Annotated in this window: 14 protein-coding genes; 7 read left to right on the top strand and 7 right to left on the bottom strand. The window is 62.0% G+C overall.

The window, feature by feature from the left end:
* Positions 1–14: 14 nt before the first annotated feature.
* A complete protein-coding gene (gene sdaAA / locus MWL89_RS11345) occupies positions 15–1,643 on the bottom strand; it encodes an L-serine ammonia-lyase, iron-sulfur-dependent, subunit alpha (protein ID WP_244386092.1) in 1,629 nt (542 codons plus the stop codon).
* A gap of 827 nt (positions 1,644–2,470) precedes the next feature.
* On the opposite strand from sdaAA, the gene MWL89_RS11340 reads away from it, so the two are divergent.
* A complete protein-coding gene (locus tag MWL89_RS11340) occupies positions 2,471–3,841 on the top strand; it encodes a putative manganese-dependent inorganic diphosphatase (RefSeq protein WP_244386091.1) in 1,371 nt (456 codons plus the stop codon).
* A gap of 150 nt (positions 3,842–3,991) precedes the next feature.
* Here MWL89_RS11340 and MWL89_RS11335 read toward each other — a convergent pair whose 3' ends face one another.
* Positions 3,992–4,897: a LysR family transcriptional regulator gene (locus MWL89_RS11335; protein WP_102377588.1), complete on the bottom strand. Its 906-nt coding sequence runs from the start codon at positions 4,895–4,897 to the stop codon at positions 3,992–3,994.
* Positions 4,898–5,050: 153 nt separating this feature from the next.
* Here MWL89_RS11335 and MWL89_RS11330 point away from each other — a divergent pair, with 153 nt between their 5' ends.
* From MWL89_RS11330 to MWL89_RS11315, 4 genes are all read left to right on the top strand, one after another.
* Entirely contained in the window at positions 5,051–5,434 is a 384-nt protein-coding gene (locus MWL89_RS11330) for a hypothetical protein (protein ID WP_244386090.1), read from the top strand.
* Positions 5,435–5,616: 182 nt separating this feature from the next.
* Positions 5,617–8,514 (top strand): PD-(D/E)XK nuclease family protein, encoded by a 2,898-nt coding sequence (locus MWL89_RS11325; protein ID WP_244386089.1) that lies wholly within the window; start codon positions 5,617–5,619, stop codon positions 8,512–8,514.
* A complete protein-coding gene (locus MWL89_RS11320) occupies positions 8,514–11,978 on the top strand; it encodes a UvrD-helicase domain-containing protein (protein WP_244386088.1) in 3,465 nt (1,154 codons plus the stop codon). The genes MWL89_RS11325 and MWL89_RS11320 overlap by 1 nt, the downstream gene beginning before the upstream one ends.
* Positions 11,979–12,294: 316 nt before the next feature.
* The gene (locus MWL89_RS11315; RefSeq protein ID WP_180994965.1) at positions 12,295–12,471 is read left to right on the top strand and encodes a hypothetical protein; all 177 of its coding nucleotides are present in this window, start codon (positions 12,295–12,297) and stop codon (positions 12,469–12,471) included.
* 15 nt (positions 12,472–12,486) lie between these two features.
* Here the strand turns inward: MWL89_RS11315 and MWL89_RS11310 are convergent, their stop codons facing one another.
* Complete coding sequence (locus MWL89_RS11310; RefSeq protein ID WP_244386087.1) at positions 12,487–13,071, bottom strand: nitroreductase family protein; 585 nt, start codon at positions 13,069–13,071, stop codon at positions 12,487–12,489.
* 120 nt (positions 13,072–13,191) lie between these two features.
* Here MWL89_RS11310 and MWL89_RS11305 point away from each other — a divergent pair, with 120 nt between their 5' ends.
* Positions 13,192–14,391, top strand: coding sequence for a M20/M25/M40 family metallo-hydrolase (locus MWL89_RS11305; RefSeq protein ID WP_244386085.1), 1,200 nt, complete (start codon positions 13,192–13,194; stop codon positions 14,389–14,391).
* Here the strand turns inward: MWL89_RS11305 and MWL89_RS11300 are convergent.
* The 4 genes from MWL89_RS11300 to MWL89_RS11285 all read right to left on the bottom strand — a co-directional run bounded on the left by MWL89_RS11300 (position 14,388) and on the right by MWL89_RS11285 (position 18,988).
* Positions 14,388–14,810 carry a hypothetical protein gene (locus MWL89_RS11300; RefSeq protein WP_244386084.1) on the bottom strand — a complete coding sequence of 141 codons (423 nt, stop codon included), beginning with the start codon at positions 14,808–14,810 and terminating at the stop codon, positions 14,388–14,390. The two genes, MWL89_RS11305 and MWL89_RS11300, sit on opposite strands and share 4 nt — an antisense overlap.
* 289 nt (positions 14,811–15,099) lie before the next feature.
* Positions 15,100–16,308: a U32 family peptidase gene (locus MWL89_RS11295; RefSeq protein ID WP_244386080.1), complete on the bottom strand. Its 1,209-nt coding sequence runs from the start codon at positions 16,306–16,308 to the stop codon at positions 15,100–15,102.
* 93 nt (positions 16,309–16,401) lie between these two features.
* The gene (locus MWL89_RS11290) at positions 16,402–18,054 is read right to left on the bottom strand and encodes an FAD-dependent oxidoreductase (protein ID WP_244386076.1); all 1,653 of its coding nucleotides are present in this window, start codon (positions 18,052–18,054) and stop codon (positions 16,402–16,404) included.
* Between the two features lie 133 nt (positions 18,055–18,187).
* Positions 18,188–18,988: a cytochrome c3 family protein gene (locus MWL89_RS11285; RefSeq protein WP_244386073.1), complete on the bottom strand. Its 801-nt coding sequence runs from the start codon at positions 18,986–18,988 to the stop codon at positions 18,188–18,190.
* A gap of 120 nt (positions 18,989–19,108) precedes the next feature.
* Between MWL89_RS11285 and MWL89_RS11280 the strand changes: the two genes are divergently transcribed.
* The gene (locus MWL89_RS11280) at positions 19,109–20,620 is read left to right on the top strand and encodes a helix-turn-helix transcriptional regulator (RefSeq protein WP_244386071.1); all 1,512 of its coding nucleotides are present in this window, start codon (positions 19,109–19,111) and stop codon (positions 20,618–20,620) included.
* Positions 20,621–20,764: the final 144 nt, after the last annotated feature.

Here is a 20,764-nt window from a genome sequence, read left to right as displayed (position 1 = left end):
ACGTTGGCGCTCTCCTACGAGCAGCTCATCCCCGGTGTGCACGAGGCGCAGAAGCCGCAGGCGGCGGGCGTTGCGGCTATGCCGCCGAGGGCGCTTTCGCGCAGCTCGAACGGCAGCGAGCGGCCTACCTTGCGCATGGCTTCGACCGTTTCGTCGAAGTTGACGAGGTTGCCGATGCCTGCGAGCGCGATCTGCGCGCTCACGAGCGCCGTTGCCGCGCCCGAGGCGTTGCGCTTCTGACAGGGCACTTCCACGAGCCCGGCGATCGGATCGCATACGAGCCCCATCATGTTGGTGAGCGCGTTGCTTGCGGCGGCGAAGCACTGCGCGGGCGTCCCCCCAGCGAGTTCGACGGCTGCTGCTGCGGCCATTGCGGCCGCCGAGCCGATTTCGGCCTGGCAGCCTCCTTCGGCTCCCGATACCGTGGCGTTGCGCGTGATGAGGTAGCCGATGGCGCCGGCGCAGGCGAGCCCTCGCTTCAGATCGTCGTCGCTGAAGCCCCTGCTGTCCTGCAGGGCCAGGAGCACGCCGGGGATCACGCCCGCCGAGCCTGCCGTGGGAGCGGCGGCGATGCGTCCCATCGAGGCGTTCGTCTCGAGCACCGCCATCGAGTAGGCGATGGCGAGCGAAAGCTGATCGTCGCAGAGGTTGCCCCCGAGCCTTCTCAGTGCGGAGAGTTTCAGCGCTTCGCCGCCGATCAATCCTCCCATAGAGGGGAGGGGCTCTTCGAGGGGCCGCGTTGCCGATTGCCTCATAACGGCGAGCGCCTCGTCGAGGTAGCCGTCGGTGTCGCTCGCGTAGCCGAGGCTGGCTGCAAGCGCGTCCTCGCGTTTTAAAAACGCCTCGGAAATGGACATGCCGCTCTCTTCGCAGTAGGAGAGCATGGCGGCACCGTGGGGGAAATCGAGCTCCTCGAAGCGCGCTTGGGCCGCTTCGACATCGGCTGCATCGTCTTTCGAGACGCCGGTTGCGCTGTCACCGGGAATGATGCGCACGTCGCGGATTGCGGGATGCGCCTCGATGGCGGTCTTGATTTCCGGGCAGACCGCCTGATCGGTTTCCAGGATAGTGTAGGCGGCATCGCCCTTTCGCTCGCGGTACATGCGGGTTGTGGCGATGTTGACGCCCTGATCGCTGATGCTTTTGGCGATATGGGCCAACACGCCCGCTTCGTCGTGCTGACGGATCACGATGCTCGTCTTCTCGCCGGTCACTTCGACGTCGATGCCGTCGATGCGCCTGATGACAGCTGCACCGCCTCCGATGCTCTCGCCGCGGATGCTCATCTCGTTGCCGTCTGCGTCGATGATGCGGATGTCGACGGTGTTAGGGTGGTCGTACTCGGCATCGGGTTCGGGCGTAAACGAGAACGCCATGTTCGCTTCGCGGGCGAGCTGAAACGAATCGCGGATGCGCAGATCGTCGGTATCGAGGCCGAGCATGCCTCCGACGAGCGCTTTGTCGGTGCCGTGGCCGACGAGCGTGTGGGCGAACGATCCGAGAAGCGAGAACTCGACGGATCGTGGTTCCGCGAGGCAGAGCCTGCGCGCCATGTAGGCGATGCGCAGCGCTCCTGCGGTATGCGAACTCGAGGGCCCGACCATGATGGGGCCGATGATGTCGCGTATGCTCAAGGTGTCCATTGAGGCCTCCTTGGAAGTGGTTTCGAATACGCGGCCATCGTATCACGACCGCGGGCGTCTCCATCGAATCGTAACGCCGCTCGGCAAGCGGATATCCGGCCGCGTGCAACGGCGGGTAGGAAGCATTGCGTGCGGGAGTGTGTGGCGCTGCGGCGCTCGGTTGCCGAACGTCTGGCTCTCGCCGAAAAATCGCTCACCCGATGGGGCGCGGGCGAACGCTGTGCGGATGCGTCTGCGTGCAGCGTCTGAAACGCAGTGCGGGAAAAACCCTCGGGTCGGTGCAAGTTTTTTCGGTTGTGCGTGATCGGGGCGTGTTGTTTGACCGCTATTGCGGCGAGTTCGACTTGCCACCAGGGAAAACGCCTTGATCGGCGCGCCTGCGCATACGCAGGAACAGACGCGCGGGCTGGTTTTCCGCCTTTCGGTTCGCATAACCGAAAAATCTTGCACCCAAGTGCCCCGATTCCATACGGTATGTCCTTGCTTTTATGGGGGCGCGTGACGAGACGAGCCGCGCGGCGCGGGCCGGGTGCGCGTGATGGGCGGGGCGCAGGCGGGGACGCGTGATGGGTTGGGCGCACGTGACGGGCGCGCGTGACGTAGAGCGGGTACGCGGCGCAGGGCGGGGCACTCCGAAAGGCAGCATGCGCCCGGCAGCAGGCCGGCAACGAGCCGCAGCGCGCGGCAGAAGACCGTACGCGGAATCGATTTATGATGAATGCTTCACATGACGCGCATTTTCGCGTGAACCAGCTACAATGGCTAACGTTTCGCCCGAGGGCGTGCATGCAGAAAACCCCGATACACCAATGCAAGGAGCACAGAGCATGACGGCACCTATCGTCATCGTAGGACATCGCAACCCCGACAACGATTCGATCAGCGCGGCGGTCGGCTACGCATATCTGAAAAACGAGCTGGCCAAGCGAGAAGCAGCGCGATCCGGCAAGGCGCCGGCGGAGTACGTGCCCATGCGCCTCGGCCCCATGCCCCCCGAAACCGCCTGGGTGCTCGAGGGCAACGGCATCGCGGCCCCCGCGATACTGAGCCACATCCACGCGCGCGTGCTCGACGTCATGACACCGAACCCCATCTCCATTCCGCGTACCGCGACGCTGCTCGAGGCAGGGCGTCTGCTGCGCAAGCACAACATCCGCTCGCTCGTCGTGGTGAACGACGATAGGACCTACCACGGCCTCATCACCACGCGCATGATCGCCGAGCGCTACATCTCGGCTACCGATGCGCTCGAGGGCGACGGCTCCAACAGCATGGCGGTTGCGGGCGACCTCATTGCGTCGCTCGGTCAGAAGGTCGACGAGATGACCGAGACCGATGTGCTCGTGCTCGATAAGGAAGGCCTGCTCAACGAGGCCGTCGAGGACCTTATGGCAAGCGCTCTGCGCGAGGCGGTCGTGCTCGACGACGACGGTTACTGCATCGGCATCGTCACCCGCTCCGACGTGGCTACGCGTCCGAGGCGCAAGGTCATCCTCGTCGACCACAACGAGACGCGCCAGGCCGTGCGCGGTATCGAGGAGGCCGACGTGGTCGAAATCGTCGACCATCACCGCATCGGCGATGTGTCCACCGTGAATCCCATCCAGTTTCTGAACCTGCCGGTCGGTTCCACGGCGACCATCGTCGCCATGGAGTTCGAACGTCACGACGTCGAGATCCCGAAATCCATCGCGGCGGTCCTCCTTTCCGCCGTCATGACCGATACCGTCATCCTCAAGTCGCCCACGGCGACCTCGTTCGACCGCGAGCAGGCCGAGCGCCTTGCCGCCTTGGCGGGCGTCGAGGCGACCGAGTTCGGTCTTGCCGTGTTCAAGTGTCGTGGCGGCGAGGATAACCTGCCGGTCGATAAGCTCGTCGGCGCGGATTCCAAGGAGTTCCAACTCGGCGATTCGACCGTGCTCATCGCGCAGCACGAGACGGTCGATCTGCCCGCCGTCATGGAGCGAGAGGACGAGATCCGAGCCTATATGCGCCAGCTCAAAGACGACAACGGCTATGAGTTCGTGCTTTTCATGGTGACCGACATCATGGCGGAGGGCAGCCAGTTTCTGTGCGAGGGCAACCGTCGCATCGTGGATCGGGTGTTCAACATCAAGTGCACGGGCGTGGGCGGTACGTGGATGCCGGGCATCCTGAGCCGTAAGAAACAGGTCGCAGCCCGCATCCTCGGCTCGTAGACCGACGGACGGGTTGGTGCGCAATCGGCTCGTAGGCTGACGCGCAGGTTGTTGTGCAGTCGGTTTCTTGGGCCGACGCGCGGGTTGGCCTTTATTCTCGGCTCGTGGGTCGGTGCGTAGACGAGAGCATGCCCGAGCGGGCGGTGCGCTTCAGGCGCACTGCCCGCTTTCCTTTTCCCAGATTCTCCCGATATGCCCGATGAGGAACTCCTCGAACCGCCTTGCTTCGGGGGATTGTTCGCCGTCCGAATCCACGATGGCTATGGTCCGCGCAAAGCGAGTATCGGCGAGGGAGACGAGATCCGCTTCGTAGTCCGAAAGGTCGCCCCAGCTGTGCTCGGGCCAGAATCCGATGCCGAGGCCGAGGCCGATCATCTTTTTCACGACCGAGGGGTTGTCGCTTTCGAAGGCGATGTGCGGTGTGAAGCCCGCAAGCGCGCAAAGCTCGTCGCAGAGCGTCCGGAAGGCCCTCGATCCCGCGAGGCAGATGAAGCGGCTTTCGGCCAGACCGCTCAGATCGGCGGGTTCGGGAGGACGCGGGCCGCGGCTTGCCACGGCGATGCCGATGCGCTCGGTAAACGTCGCTTCGACGGCGGCGTCGGGCGGCGAAGCGCTCAACCCGTGAAACGACCCGTCGGAGGCGAGGGCCGTCACGTGGATGTCGCACAGGGGCTCGTGCTCGTTCTGGCTGATGAGGAATCGGGTGTCGGGATGCTCGGCGCTGTAGAGAGCGATTGCGTCGACGACGATGCCCGAAGCAGCCTGGACGTCGATGCGAACCGTGTGCCGTTCGCTTTCCGAGAAGGCGGCGATATCGCGGGCGATGCCGTCGATGCTCGCGAGGGCCGGCGCGAGCCTGTCTTTGAGGTAGGCTCCTGCGGGGGTGAGCCTGATGTTTCGGCCTGTGTGCTCGAACAGATTCACGCCGAGCTCGCGCTCGAGGCGACGGATGGCCTGGGAGAGGGCGGGCTGCGCCACGTGGAGCTTCTTGGCGCTGTTCGTCACGTGCTGGCTTTCGGCCACTTCGAGGAAATATTTCAACTGCAGCAGTTCCATAGGAGATCCTCGCTTATTAATAATATAAAACTTATTATAACGATAGAAACAATATATTAGACGGTATTGAAAGAAAAGCGTAGCGTACTGTCCGTTGGCATGCAATCGATAGGGCTGCGCATCGGCGCGCCTTTTGGTAGGAGATGGTTCTTCGTGGCTGAATTTCTCGAAGCGGCAATGCTCGTCTGCTTCGGACTCTCGTGGCCTCTCAATGCGTTCAAGGCGTACAGAGCGGGTACGGCGAGGGGGACGAGCTGGCAGTTCATCGGTTTGATCACGATCGGGTATGCGGCAGGTATCGCCGCAAAGTTCGCGTCGGGTTCGATCAACTGGGTGCTCGCCGTGTACTTCGTCAACGTGGTCTGCCTCGGTGCCAACTGGCTCGTGTATTTCAGGAATCGCAAGCTCGACGCCGTCGCCGATGCGGATGCTGCCGCCCGTGCGCTCGGGGACGAGCAGGCGTGTCGGATGCGCGTCGAAGCGGCGCTTGAAGAGGGCTTTGCCGATGGCGTGCGCGCCGCCGCCCGCGGCATCTAGACGGCTGGCCCGGTTGCGGTTGCGCCGCCGCGAGTGGTGAAGCGCTCCTGCGAGCAGCGTCTCAGCCGCTCGCCCTCACGCGGACATCGGCGTTCGGGCGACGCATCTCGTGTTGTTTGGCGACCTTGCGATGCGTGCAAACGGGCATGCGCCCGGGCGCCGTACTTGGGTATAATGGCGTTATGACCCTCATCCGAACCAATACACCGAACGCTGCGGCAGCCGACGAGGCTGCATTCGAGTACGCCCTCCGCGTCTTTTCAGAAGGAGCGCGCCCCGTTGTCATCGTGCCCTCCTACGACGAGACGGTCCGCCTCAAGAAGGCCTGGTCCGAGCGCATGTCGTTCGGCATCGATGTGGCTACGCTTTCTTCATGGGCAGCCGATCTGTGGGAGCTGTACGGCGACGGGCGCACGTTCGTGGACTCCGTGCAGTGCGAACTCATTGCGGGCGCAGCCCTGCGCGACCATTGCGAGCAAAGCCCCGGATGCCTCATGCAGCCCACTTCGGGAACGCGCTCGTTTATCGCGCGCGTTGCGCGCGAAGCGCTGCCGAAGGCGGCGGGCGAGCACGATCTCGGCCAGGGCGAGCGCGAGGCGGTCGAAGTGCTCGACCGATATCGCGACATCGCGGCTTCGGCGGGCTTGGTCGAGCAGTCCGAAGCCCTCGCGCTGCTTGCGGATACTTCCGTGCTTGCGCAGTACCGTCCCGCTACCGTGGGGTTCGAACCCGACGCTTTCACAGCTGTCGAGCAAGATTTTCTCGCGTGCGCTGGGGCGGTCGCGTTCGTCAACGAGAGAAGCGCGGAGCCTGTCGGGAAGCGCGCGCCCGAGCTGGCATCGCTGCTCGCAGCGCTTTTCGAACCCGATGAGGAGCATCCCGTTGCTGCAACCGGCGCAGTGCGGTTCGTGCTGCCTTCGGGACGCTACGCTGCGCCCCGATCGCTGTGCGATGCCCTTGCCGCAATCCGATCCGACGATCCCGGTGCGTCGGTCGCGGTGGCGGCGCGTGACGCCTATGCCTGCTTCGAGGAACTCGCACCGAGGCTTGCCGCGCGCGGCATCGCGGCCGAAGTGCGCGGCAGCGCGCCCTTCGCTGCGACCGAATTCGGCTCCTCATGGCTCGCCTTGCTTGAAACGCTGTTCGGGGAAACCCCGTTGCTTTCCCGCGCTGCGACGGACTTCGCGATCGGCGCCTATTCGGGCGTCGGCGTGCGCAGCGCATATTGGATGGACGCTCGCTGGCGGGCGAACCGCTCCGTCGATCGCGATTCCATTCTGACCGATCTTGCCGGAAACGCCGACCATGGGCTCAACGGCTTGGTGGGTTCTCTCGAAAGCGGCAGGGTGGAAGAGGCGTTCGATATCCTGCAAGCCCATATCCTCAAGCAGGCGGGATGGCCCGAGGGCTACCGTGATCGGCAGATGTCGGCGCTCGCCCTGGCGCGAACCGTCTTCGAGGCGGCCGCTGCGCTCGGGGCCTGTATGGAGGACTACCGCTCGGTGCTCGAAGGGCAGCGCCTGTTCGTGCGAACCGTCTCCGATCCGGCGGCGGAGCGATCGGGCGAGGCGAACAGCGCCCTGGCGGACGAGTGCGGCGAGGCGGGCTGCGGTACATCGCCCGTTCTGATCGTCGATCTCGAAGGCACCGCGGCCTTGGGCGCCGCGTCCTGCGACTGCCTGTTCGTCACCGATCTGACGGCGGCGGCGTATCCCGTGCGCGATGACGGCGGTGCCGTCTCATCGCTGCTCGAGAAGCTCGATGCGGCGGTCGAGTGCGACGGGCTCTCTTCCGTACGCGCAACGTTCGCCGATGCGCTTTCAGTGCCGAGGTCGCTGCTCGTGCTGTCGCGGCCGCTCAACAACCCGGCGGGCGACGAAGAGCGGCCTGCGGTCGTGTTCGAGGACGTGATCGACTGCTACCGCTCCGAGCTGCAGAATCCTGGCGAGACCGACAAGAAGACGGGCCTTACCGCAGCGCTCCTCCCGTACGCGAGCACCCTCGGCGAACAGGGCGCCTACGAGAATCTCTCGTTTCAGGGAGAACCGCAGAGGATGACGGCTGAGATCCCCGTCATGCCCACCGGGTTCGTCACGTCCGACGCGCGCGACAAGATCCTTCTGCCCCAGCAATGGGGCGGGGTGGTAAGCGAGGGCTACAGCCTCTCTCCTTCGGCAATCGAAAGCTACCTCGAGTGCCCCTACAAGTGGTTCGCCCATCGCAGGCTTCGGCTCGAAGAGCTCGATGCCGGGTTCGGGGGTCGTGAGTTCGGCCTGTTCGCCCATCGTGTGCTGGAGCATTTCTACGCTCAGTTCAGATGCGAGGTCGCTCCGAAGGTCACCGCCGATACGCTGCCGCGGGCTCGCCGTATCCTCGAGCGCGTGTTCGACGATCAGCTCGCATACGACGCGACGCTCGTCGGCGATGCGACGGCGCTCGTCGCGCTCGACGATCTGGAGCGGCGCGAGGTCGACGATCTCAAGCGCAAACTCGTCGGCTACCTCGATCGCGAGGCGAGGCTTCTGCCCGGGTTCGCTCCTCTCGACGGCGAGGTGAGCTTCGGCCGGAAACAGGGAGCCTTCGAATATGCGGGCTTCAAGGTGAACGGGACGATCGACCGCGTCGACGTGGACGGATACGGCCGTGCGGTGGTCGTCGATTACAAGGGTGCCGTAGGCAGGTCCTATGCGCTGAGGGAAAAGGCGGATGCACCCCCCGCTCTGCCCCGCAAGGTGCAGACGCTCATCTACGCGCAGGCCGTGCGCAAGACCATGGGCCTCGAGCCGGTGGGCGCGCTCTACCTTTCGTACGGCAAAGACGAGGGCATCGCAGGCTCGTTCGACCATGCGCTGCTCGACCCCGAGAAGGACCTGCTCGGCATCGATGCCGCTACGTGCGGAACGCTCGGTTTCGCAGAGCTGCTCGATCGCGTCGAGGAGGCCGTGGCCATCCGCCTCGAATCGCTGCTTGCCGGCGATATCCCTGCGTGTCCGCGCGATGAAGACGCCTGCACATACTGTCCGGTTACCGTCTGCAGCGTGCGCGATGCCCTGCAGCGTCGGAGCGAGGGAGACGAGTGATGGGCTCGGTATCCTACACGAGCGAGCAGAAGCTCTGCATCGAACAGCTTGTCGGGCCGGTCGACATCTCGGCAGGCGCCGGATCGGGGAAGACGTTCACGCTCTCGCAACGCATCGCCTACGCCCTTTCGCCTGAATCGAACTCGGGGATCGACGACATAGACCAGGTGCTCGCCATCACCTTCACCGATAAGGCCGCATCCGAGATCAAAAGCCGCGTACGGTCGACACTGCGCGCGAACGGCCTGTTCGAACCTGCGCTCAAGGTTGATTCCGCGTGGATATCGACCATCCACGGCATGTGTTCGCGGATACTGCGCGCCCATGCGCTCGAGCTCGGGCTCGATCCCGGGTTCGCGGTCATCGACGGCTTGGATCGCCAGGAGATGATCGACGCTGCCGTGAACGAGGTGATCGGGGAAGGTTCTGAAATCGTGAGCCGCTCCGAATTCGATGCGCTGTTCGAGGCGTTTCCCGCGCGCAGCAGCGGGTTCGGAGGATCGTCGATATCGGCGATGGTCGAAGAGCTCATCGCGAAGGCGGCGGGCATGGTGAGGGGCTTCGACGGGTTCGAGACGGGACCGGATCCGGCGCCGCCCACGGAGTTGGCGAAACGGCTCCTTATCGCATATGAGGAGCTGCTCGCTTCCTACGAAGGCACCAAGCAGACGGCTTCTCTCGAGAAGAACCGCGCGTTCGCGCTCGATGCCGTCCAAGCCTTGCAGGAGTTCCTCGAATCGGGCGACAAAACGCTCGACGGCCTCATCGCCGTGCTCGATGCGTGCGAGTTCCTCGGCAAGCGCGGGTGCCCAGCGGAGGAAACCGAGTACTACCAGAACGTTCATGCGGGCGTTGCGCAGGAGGCGTTCCTCGCGAAGGCACGCCCGCTTCTGGGCGATCTGCTCGCGCTCGCCAGGCGAGCCCAGAGCGTGTACGAGGCGAGCAAGCGCTCGCAAGGCGTGCTCGACAACGACGACCTGCTCAAACTCGCGCTCGATGCGCTTTCCCGCGAAGAGATCGCACGCGAGTACCGCGATCGCTTCCGGCTTGTGATGGTCGACGAGTTCCAGGATACGAGCCAGCTGCAGATCGAGATCGTCCGCCATCTGGCGGGCGAGGGCCTGCGCTACCTGTGCACCGTCGGCGACGCCCAGCAGAGCATCTACCGGTTTCGCGGTGCCGATGTGAACGTGTACAAGGCGTTTCGCGCGGGGCTGGAAACCGACGAGGTCCGTGTCGGTGGCGGCGAGCCGACGCTGCTCAAGCTGTCCCGCAACTTCAGGAGCCACGCCGACGTGCTCGCGTTCGTGCGTGCCGTCTGCTCCCAGGACCAGGTGTTCGGAGGCGATTTCCTCGATCTGACGGCGGTATACGATGGAAGCGGCTACCGCTCCGCGAAGCCGCGCATCCAACTCGTGGCGGCTACGGTTCCCCAGGGCCTGCCGGGCAAGACGGCCGATCTCGTGGAAGCCGAAGCGCGGGCGATCGCTGCATATTTCCGTGAAATGCACGAAGCGGGCCATCCGCTTTCCGATATGGCCGTGTTGCTCGGTCGCATGGCGTTCGCCGAGGTGTACGCCCAAGCTATCCGCGACGAGGGCTTCCCGTGCATCATCGCAGGCGGTTCGCTGTTCCATAAATCCCCCGAGGTGAAGGTCGTCGAGCGCCTGCTTCGCGTGCTTGCCGACATGGGCGATACCCAAGCGCTCTTCGAGGTATTGACCAGCCCTATGTTCGAGCTTTCGGCCGACGATATGCTCGAACTCGCAACCGGCTTCGACGAGGCGAACGGCATCCCTATCAAGCGCGATCTCAGCAAGGGGTTCGCGGCGCTGTCCGACCGCATCGACGAACTGTCGGCGGGCCTGCGCCATGCGGTGCTGCTCATGCAGAAAGCCCAGATGGAAATCCGCTACAATCCGCCGTCGAGAGCGCTCATGGACGTGCTGCTCGATTCGGGATGGATCGCGCGTCTTGAAGCCCAGGGAGCCGAGGGCTCGGCGCGCATCGCCAACGTGCTCAAGGCCGTACGGTTCGTTGAATCGATGGAGCGCGACAAGGGTTTCGGCATCTCCCGCTGTTCCGCGGAGTTTTCGGCGATGATCGCCGCCGGCATGAAGGAGGCGCCCGGCGCGCTTTCGGCCGATGGGCAAGAGGCCGTGAAGATCATGACCATCCATGCTTCGAAGGGCCTGGAGTTTCCCGTCGTGGCGCTCGCCCGGTTTGCGAAAGGCCCCTCGGGTCCTTCGGGAAAGCTCGTGGCCGAGACGATGGGAAACAGCACGTACCTCTCGCTCGCAGCGCCCTCTTCGTTGCCCGTCAAGGGTTCGCTTTCGGCCAAGGCGCAGGGAAAGCCGTACGCCGCCCCTGCGGGCGAGGATCCCCGCACGGCAACAGGGCTGCTCGACTACCACGCTTCGCTCAAACGGGTTTCGCGCATCGAGGAAGACGCCGAGGAGCGTCGCCTGTTCTACGTGGGTGCGACGCGCGCCAAGGAGGCGCTGTGCGTAGTGATGGGCATCAAGGAGCAGAAAACCGATCCGTACAAAGCCTATCGCGGCACCCTCGACGATATCCGTTCGGCGTTCTGCGGCGAGGGGCTTTTCCCGTCCGAGAACGCTTCTTTCGAGTACGGCGGAAGCGAGCCTGCCGAGTTCGTACGGGTTGCGGTGGTTGCCGAGGGCGAGCGGGAGGCCGGGGACCCGACGTGCCAGCAGGCGGGAACGTGCGCCGATCTTGGAAGGTTGGGAACGGTGAGCATCCCCGATGTCGAGCCGTTTTCGCTGCTCGGAACGCGCTCGGCTCTTCGGGGGGCTGCGGGGCTCTTCTCGTATTCGTCGATCGCCGAAGCGCACGATCCGGATTTCGCCGAACCCGTGTTGCCGCCCGAGGCGTTTGCGTCCGACGCCGACAAGGCGACCGACTTGGGTTCCGCCTTCCATCGGCTCGCCCAGCTTGCCGCGCTGCACTCGATCGGTTTCGCCCGCTCGCGCATCGGCGCGATCGAGGCGACGTACGGCATCAAGGACGTCGATCGACTGCACCGCGCTGTGGACCGCTGGTTCTCGTCGCGGGTTTGCGCAAAAGCGCTCGGCATGCGGCGCCATGATGCCGAGGTTCCGTTCAGCGTGATGGTCGCAGGCGCAGGGTGCCTCGAGGGCGAGATCGATCTTCTGTGCACAGACGACGGCGCCTGCGCCTTCGTCGTCGATTACAAGACGGGCGGAAACGATGCCGAAACCGACGAGCAGCTGCATGAGAAGCACCTGCTGCAGGCGCAGTGCTATGCGTACGCCGTGCTGAACCAGGGGTTCGAGTCGGTCGAGTTCGCGTTTGTCCGCGTTGAGCGGGACGATCCTTCAGGCGGCGATACGCTGCAGGCGGTGCCGTACCGCTTCGAGAAAAGCGAGCTGCCTTCGCTGGCTGCCGTTATCGCCGATCGCGCAAAGGCCGCCCGGAACTGAAGCGAAGCTGTTCGAGGCCGGGCGAGCGTCTTGGGTGTTGGGTGTGACGTGCGGCATCGGCGCCGAATGGGCAGCCCGATTCGCGCAGCGACGCGTAGGAAATCGGTTGGGCTGTCGAACAGGATGCGTGCGTTCCGATTGAACAGCGAACATGCTGCTCTGCGGGCGCAGCTGGAATCGATGCGGCCTGCGTACGGCACCCGATGGCGATCTGTTCTTTAAGGATTCGAGCAGATGCGTGCCAATAGCGGCTTATCGGCGAATATGCCGTAATGTGGCAGAGATTTCGACCTGTGTCAATAAGGGAATCGAATACATGATTGCTGAAGCGGCGGATCGCGGAGAAACACCAGGTCGCGAATTCTCGAAAGCCGCTGCAACCGAAATGTATTATATTATCATTTGGCACAGATCGATTTTTCTGCCAAAACCGACGGTTTCTCCATCGGATCGGGGCACCGCAACGGTTGCCGTGATCCGCGTCTTCGAATAGGGGCTCATCGTCGGCTTACTTTTCCAGCAGCACTTCTTCGAGCGAGCGCTTCGGTACGTGGTGCACGCGGGCTTCGTCGCGCCAGTAGGCGGGGGAGCCGTTAGCTGGCATGTCTTCGACGACGACGTGCTCTGCGGGCTTGCCGAGGGCGATAACGAGGTCGGGCGCGAACGTCGCTCGGTCGATTCCGAGCGCATCGGCGAGGCTCTTCTTCTTGAATGCGCCGATCGGGCAGGCGGCAAAGCCGGCGCTTCGCGCGGCGAGCATGATCGTCTGCAGGGCGATTCCCTCATCCCATGCGGTGAACAGATCTCCCATGACCAGGCTTTCGTCGTGTAGCATGACGATGTAGCCGGTTGGGCGCTCGCCCTCGCCGGGTCCCGGCCAATCGGGAAGCGCAGCCGCCCACGAGAGGCAGTCGAACACGCTTGCGCATGCAGCCGGATCGCTGACGATCAGATACTTGAGCGGCTGTTTGTTGCCGCTTGAGGGGACGAGCCGCGCGGTGTCGACGAGCTCCACGAGCAGCTCGTGCGGGATGCGCTCGCCTTCGAGGAACCTGCGGCAGGTTCTGTTTTGGATTACGGCGTCTTTGAACACGGGAACTCCAATCCTTCGTCTTTGTCTATAATGGTGGTAACCGAACGACAGCGCAAGGCGGGCTTTCGAACCGTTTTCCGACCGTTTGCATGCGACTGCACGAGCTAAGGACTGAAGCATATGGATACCACCGCAGACAGCATAACGTCAACTGACGAGAGCGCATTGGGCGAACCGCCGATGTCCGATGCGGCTGCGAGCGCAGAGGCTTGCGCTGCCGCCGTACTCGAAACGTTCTTCGATCTCGTGCGCATCGACAGCCCCTCGCGCAGCGAGGCCCAGGTCGCCGCGTATTGCAAGCGGCGTCTCGAGGAGCTTGGGTTCAGCACCCGCGTCGACGATACGCGGGAGGCGACGGGTTCGGATACCGGTAACCTGATCGCGCGTCTTCCGGGCACGGCGCCCGGGCACATCGCGCTTTCGGCCCATATGGACTGCGTGAGCCCGTGCTGCGGCGTAGAACCGGTTATCGAAAACGACGTTGTGCGTTCGGCGGGGGATACCGTGCTCGGGGCGGATGACAAGGCAGGCGTTGCCGCCATCATCGAGGGGCTTGCCGCCGTTGTCGCATCCGGTGCGCCGCGTCCCGACATCACGGTCGTGCTCACGGTGTGCGAGGAGCTGAGCCTGCTCGGCGCTGGTGCGCTCGACTCCGATCTGTTCGACGGCACGGTGCCCTGCTTCGTGTTCGATGCGGATGGGGCACCCGGGTCGATCGTGCTCGGCGCACCCTTCCACTATACGCTTCGGGCGACCTTCGCGGGCAGGGCGGCCCATGCGGGCGTAGAGCCCGAGGCGGGCGTCTCGGCCATCCAGATGGCGGCAGCGGCCATCTCGGCTATGAGGCTCGGTCGTATCGACGAGTGCACCACGGCCAACATCGGCATGATCCGCGGGGGGCGCGAGGTCAACATCGTAGCCGATGCGTGTTCGGTCGACGGGGAGTGCCGATCGCTTTTCGAGGATCGCGTGAACGCCCAGCGCGACCATATGACCGAGGCGCTGACCGCGGCTGCCGAGCGCTTCGGGGGATCGGTGGACATCGGTTGGCGCGTCGACTATCCGGGCGTGCTCTTCGACGAGCAGGATCCGATCGTCGAAGAGCTCTTTTCGGCGGCGCGTGCTGCGGGCCTCGAGCCCAAGACGACCGTTTCGGGCGGGGGAGCGGATGCCAACCTGCTCGGTACGAAGGGCGCGAAGGCCGTCACGCTCGGCATCGGCATGACGGCCTTCCATTCGGTTGACGAGCGTATCGCCGTTGCCGATATCGTCGGCACGAAGCGCTTCATCGAGAAGATCGTCGCGGAGTTCTGCGGTTAGGCCTGCATAGGGGTAAGATGCGAATCGGTGCAGGTTGGGGGTTGAAACCGCGCGATAAGCTCTTTGATCGGAATCGGATCGGTGAAGTCTGCTGTTTCGCCGTGCTCGCGACGCGCTTTCGCCCGGAGGGCCATAGCGCGTCGATAGTCGAACGCATCTGCTTGACCGGGAATTTCTCCGTCTGCAATTGATTGGAGAAAGCGTTTCGCGTCGTCGAGCTGACAGGAATCGTGCGGATCGACCTCGGCCATGATCCAAGGGGTTGCGCCGCTGTCGGGGTAATAGCAGATAAAGGTATGGGCAAATTTTCCAATCGGTCCGACTGGTTCTTGATGGGCAATCCGCGCTTCGACGGATTCTCGGCTCACGAAGGTTTTGCCCCCGGAGCGCTTTCCTGCCAGAACGCCGTTTGCGACCATGGCGTTGATTCGGTATCGGCTCGCTCCGAGCAGCTCGCCCGCTTCTTCTGCTGACAAAAGCTCGGTATCGTCGTCGGCGACCGGGTGGGCAACGGCCAGATCTCCTCGCATAATGGGAGGTGCGAGCTCTATGCGCCGCTTAGCCTCGTCAAGGGAAGCGAATGTTTTGGGTTCGAGGTGCGGGTAGTGTATTTCGAAGGCGTCGTCGCTTTTTTGGATAATATAGCCGCCTGGAACGGCCTTGCCGTTTATGTGCACATCCCAGCGACGAGGTGGTTCCTCGTCCGTATCATGCTCGTGCCAAGTTCTTATTTGGCGTGACATCGTTCCTCCTGAATGGTTTGTTGCTGTTCTGGCGAGTGGTTGCGTATTGCTGCCCGGTCGGTTTGTCCGTATAGCGAGGGCAGAGGGGGTAGCTTCCCCCAAACTGAGCTTCGATGGCTTCGATCATGTCGTATTGTCCGAGGTCTTCGAGGTTTTCCCTGGTAATCCATCCGTATCCGAGCAGCTGCTTTGCGAGGTCATCGCAATAGGTGCAGGTGTGGCACTGACGGTTGCACGTTGCCGTGCGCTTGAAGAAAGACGTTTGGTCAAGGGATTTGTTGTCGATGTGCGCGCTGTATTCGATACCGTAGTATCCAATGCTGCTGCAGAGGATATCGAACAGGTTTCCGCTGTAGGATTCGTTGAGATACGCTTTTGCGCATCGGATCACCTTGCTCGGCAGCATGTCGCGCCCAACGATTTTGAAGAACCGTGTGATCTTCTCGTATCGATGGAGGTCTTCCGGCCGAACCCAGTTTGATTTGAAAATCTGTCCAGGGTCTTGCTTGGTGATGTTTCCGCAAGCGAACGAAAACGATGTCCCCTCGGAATCCATATCTTTCGAACGATGGGAGATATAGTTCATGTGAAACTTGCGGTACGGGCACTTGTCGAGGCATCCCTCGTTCACCATCAGCTTGATTTCGACGCCGAGGCGCTCGACGATATGCCGAAGGAGCTTGAGGTTCTTGTTGATGGCCGTATCGACGGTTATCGTGTTGGCACCGGCTCGAGCGAAGGACTCGGCCCGTGAAAAGCAATCGATGTCGGAAAGAACGGAGGCGCTGATCTCGAGGTCGGGGCAAGCTTTTCGTGCGTGTTCGATCAAGAACGGGTTTGCGAGCGTGACGGCCTCTACGCCATGGTCTTCGTGCATGCGTCGGATAAACCCGATTTGCCGAGTAAGCGTTTCCGCGCTGTACCAAGCAGAGCCATCGCAGGTTGAATTCATGGTGATGTCTGCTCGAATGCCCGTTTGGCGAATGTGCTCTACCGCGCTCGTGAAATCTTCCTCGGTCGTCTTTTCGCCGACGCGACCCGATCCCGTAATCGATTGCGGAGCGTTGAGATATATCTCGCGAATGCGATTGCCGCCGCATTCCTTCAGTGCGATGAGTTCATCGAGCGTTTCGGTGCTTCCGTTGTACGGGACGGAGAGTTCAAAGTTCGGCATAGTGGTTTCCTTCGACGCCTTCCGTTCAGGAGCGTGAACGGAAGGCCTTGACGTGCGGTCCCGTCCGCAATAGACGAGATCGCTTGCTGCGCGCTATTTGCTTTCGGCTGCATCCCACGCTTCGAGTGAGGCGGCATGTCTGCCGGCGATGCGCCCGACGCACCAATTCTCTGAGCCGTTGCCACCGGTGATGGCATAGGTGTGCCCGTTCATGTTGCCGAACGATCCCGCGGAATACAGGCGGGGGATCGGCTCGCCGTCAGGATCGACTACGTTGGCGTTTTCGTTTCGCCTTGCTCCGCCGATCGTATTGCAGATGCCAGGATAGAGCGGAATTGCATAAAACGGGCCGGTTTCGATCTTCGCCAATTCGGCGCGTCCGAAATCATCGTCCGTTCCAGCTTCGCACAATTCGTTCCAACGCGCGATCGACGCTTTGAGCTTTTCGACATCCATTTTGTCGTCCCACTTGCTGGCGGCGATGTTGGCGGCTAGCTCTTCGATTGTCTCGCCGGATGTGATCCATCCGCGTTCGAGTTCCCACTGGTTGTCAGCGGACCAACCTGCCCAACCGCCGAGTTCGGGATCGAGATCTTCGGTCATGTAGCCGATGCCCATGCCTCCGTTAGCCGTTGCTGCGCCGCCGACCATTCCGCCCCAGCTGCCTCCGGAAAAAGACGTGTGGTCGAAGATGTACCACGAAGGAATTCGGTCGAAGTCGCAGATCTCCTCATCGAAGTTCGCATAGGGTTTCCAGCCACCGTGAGGGCTGAATACCTCCTCGTTGCCCCAGCGCTCCCCGAGCCTGCTCACTTTGATGTAGTTTGGGGTGGGACTTGCCACGGATACGCCGCCGGGAACGATTTCGGGATCATCGAACCATGCGTCGTCCCCGCCGCAGACCTGCTGCATGTGCCAGAGATCCGCTCCAACCTTCTGCGTCATTTTGATACCGTCGCCCGTATTGTACTTCCAGCCGTAAAAGCCCTTCATGGGATAGCATTTGAGGTATTTCTCTTGCAGTTCGTAGTTGAATTCGAATCCGCCCGTGCACAAGATGACGCCTTTTGAAGCCTTGACTGCTTTCTTATCGCCGTCTTCGCCGATAAGCGTGTAGCATCCAATGATTTCTTTCGTTTCAGGGTTTTGAATGAGCTCTTCGTCGTGACAATCGAACAGGACCTCGATACCGCGGTCCTGGCGATGCTGGTCCATCGCCTCGAAAAAAGCCTTGCCATAGCCGGTTCCCGACCCTACGTACATCTCCTCGAATCCCGTAAAAATGTCGTATTCGGCGCGCGGCGTTTCCCCGAGCGTATATTCGAGGCCGTATTCGTCGGCATAGTCGGGGTTCAGTACGGCCTCTTCTGCCCACGCCTGACAGACCTCTTTCGGCGTCTGCCCGTGGAACGCTTCGAAAGCGAATTGTGCCGCTGCGTCAGCGTCGTGGGGAGCGGTCCACTGCCCCATGTTGATCGAGGACGATCCGCCTCCTCGGAAGGGAGCTTTTTCCAAGTACATGACCTGCGATCCCTCGTCGTAGGCGGTGATGCCGGCCCAGAGACCCGCTCCGCCGTATCCGATTACGAGGACGTCTGTTTCGTAGTCCCATGCAGTCGGCATCCAGCTTGGCGTGGTCTCCTCGGCTTGCGCGGTGCAACCCGATAGGGCGGCTGCACCCGCTACGCCTGCTGCGGCGAGTGCCGACCCCTTGAGGAAGTTGCGCCTTGATATTCCATCTTTCATGATTCCTCCTTGTTGTATCTGCTGTTCTCTACACGTCTCAGAGAGGCGTGCGATTGCCGTTGAGCGGGCCCGCATCGCATGGCGTTGCATGCGAGGGAGCGCTTCTTTGCTCGGAATACGATGGGGCCGTTGGCTATTCGTGGCACGTATAGCACTCGTATGTGCCCATGTGATGGCAGCTTTGACACGCTTTTTGAGCTGTTTTCGCGATATCGTCGGTAGCGTGCATGTCGTGGCAGCTGCCGCAATCGATCGTCTCGTGGTCTTCGTTTACCGGCATATCGTGGGGATTGACGGTGGTTCCGTCGTTGTCGGTCAGGATCGTGCTCGATGCCGTCTTTTCTGCAAGAGCCTCGTAGCTTCCGTGGCATACGTCTGTCAGGCAGGTTGCCTCGTCCACTACGGTTTTCTTCAGGCGCTTCGCCGTCTTGTCGCCGTATGCGACGCCGTCATGCACGGAGGTGAGCCCGTCGATGTCGGTATGGCAGTCGATGCAGGATTGCGCTGCGTGGTTTGCCGCGGGACAATTGCCGTCCGTCATCGATCCGCCTTCGGTTGCGTGACATGTTGCGCAGTCGGAATCTGCAGAAAACGAGAAATCACCCTGCATCACGGGGGCTTCTTCGTCGCTCTGAGCCGTTGCCTGCTCGGATGTCTCTTTGGGTGCGCATCCGTATACGCATGCTGCTGTGGTTGCGATTACGATCACCACGAAGATGGCGATAAGCGTTTTGCTCGGTGATTGAGCTGATAGGTTTCCGTTTTTCATGAACGTCCCCTCGTCGGTTCGTGCGGCCACTTCCTCCGCAGTGGCAGCGGTTCGTCTGATGCGGGTCGAAGCATCGGCGATTCGGCTGCGCTTTTCATCATCCGAAAGCGATGCTTCTCGTTGACGGCGCGGATGATTTCGGATGGTACGTATCATCTGTTTCATATGAAATGCTTTTTGCCAGCGGAAATGCGCAGGGAGGCGAATCTATTCGATTGGAAATGTTGCTATACTTTGATGCGGCTGCAGCGGTCATTCCGAAGCCGCGTGCTATGGGAGGATCTAATGGGGAACCCTAAAGCGAAGAATACCCGTCTGGAAATCGACGGGGCGAACGTCGCGTCCAGCGAAGGTCGAGCTTTCGCCAGAGGCCGCCTTCTGCCGATCGCGTGCGTTGTGGGTTTGATCGGGGCGCAAGCATGGATGCCGATCATCGGTCTGCTTTCCGACGTGTATCGAGCAAGCGCCCTTTCCCTCGGCGGTCTTTCTGCGCTTGTTTTGCCGTATCTGAGCACCTGCGCAATCTCTGCCGCAATGTTTTCCTTGCTCAGGGCGAGAGGTGCACAGACGTCAGGAATCTACGGGGCTTTCGTCGGCGCTCTTCTGACGTGCCTTGGGACGGCGATGCTCCTTCTTTTCGATGGCCTTGCGTCGAGCAAGATGGGACTGCTGTTTGCTCTTGTCGGCTTCCTCTTGGGGCTTGGCAATAGCCTGATGGTCATGACATGGAGCCTCGTTATTGGCCGCTTGGCGGGAAAGGCGCTTGCCGGCGTCGCTTTTTCGGTGGTCATCGCTTGCTGTGCTCTCGCTGCTTTCGCCCAGCAGGCGGGGGCGAACTCGGTGCTGCTGTTCGCTACGGCAGCTCTCTCTGTCTTGTCTGCTGTCTGCTACGGGTTTGCTTCGGCGTGCGGGGAAGCGATGGAGCACCAGCGCCCAGTTAGCGGATTGGGGCAGGCGTATTGCAGGATCGCGGTTTCTCTCGGTTTGTTTGGCGTGCTGTTCTCGATGATGATCATGCAGTTCTCTATTGCCCCCCATGGTCAGGCCAGCTGGTTTACTTGGATGTTCGGCTTTGCGGGGATAGCCGTGGCCGCGTTGCTGCTTGCGGCCGGACGGGCGGTACGGAAAACGTGGGATTTCGTATTCGCCTACCGTTTCGTTGCGATCCCTGTGCTGATTGCGTTTTTTCCGTTCGATCCCGGCAGCGATTTTTCACTCAAGTTCGCCTTCTGGTTTTCGACGTTGGCGCTATGGTGCTTTCTCGGCATAGCGCCCGGGGTGCTACGCGAGGCGGCGGCGATTTTACATGTGCCGGCGTTTCTGACTGTCGGTATAGGCGTGTGCGGGTTGGCTGCTGGAGCTGCGATCGGATACTGCGTTGCATGGGTTGTCGAGCTGATCGATCCGACTCCCAACTTCTATATTAACGTTGCGGCAATCGTTGCGATGTCTTTGGGGCTGATCGGGTCGAATACTGTGGTAACGCGCGGTAGCCTTGCTCGGGCGTACCGGAAGGCATCGGTTGCGGTGGGCGAAACCGACGAGGTCGATTTTCCGTTGAACGAAAAAGTCTCTATGGCGGTCAAGGCCTACGGGCTCACCGGTCGCGAGTCGGATGTGCTTTCGATTCTTGCTCGAGGACACGGTTTGAGCCGCGTTCAGGATGAGCTGTTCATTTCAGAGGGAACGGCGATCACCCATAGGCGGCATATCTACCAAAAGCTCAATATCCATTCGAAATCAGAACTCATCGATTTAGTGACGCGCTTCGAGATCGATGGCTGCGACGATGATTAGGGGTTTGTGGATGCTTTACTGCACGGCGAAGGAGGCGCGCAATGGCCGATGGGCGAATGAGCGCGAGGAATCAGGCGCATGCAGACGGCGTCTCGCCACCGTCGTTGTGGTGAAAGTATTTCAAAAAAGATGCCGATTTGCAGA

The sequence above is a fragment of the Raoultibacter timonensis genome (genome assembly GCF_022845715.1).
Lineage (GTDB): Bacteria > Actinomycetota > Coriobacteriia > Coriobacteriales > Eggerthellaceae > Raoultibacter > Raoultibacter timonensis.
The sequence above is the reverse complement of the archived record's forward strand: the minus strand, read 5'-3'. Positions and strand labels throughout refer to the sequence as shown.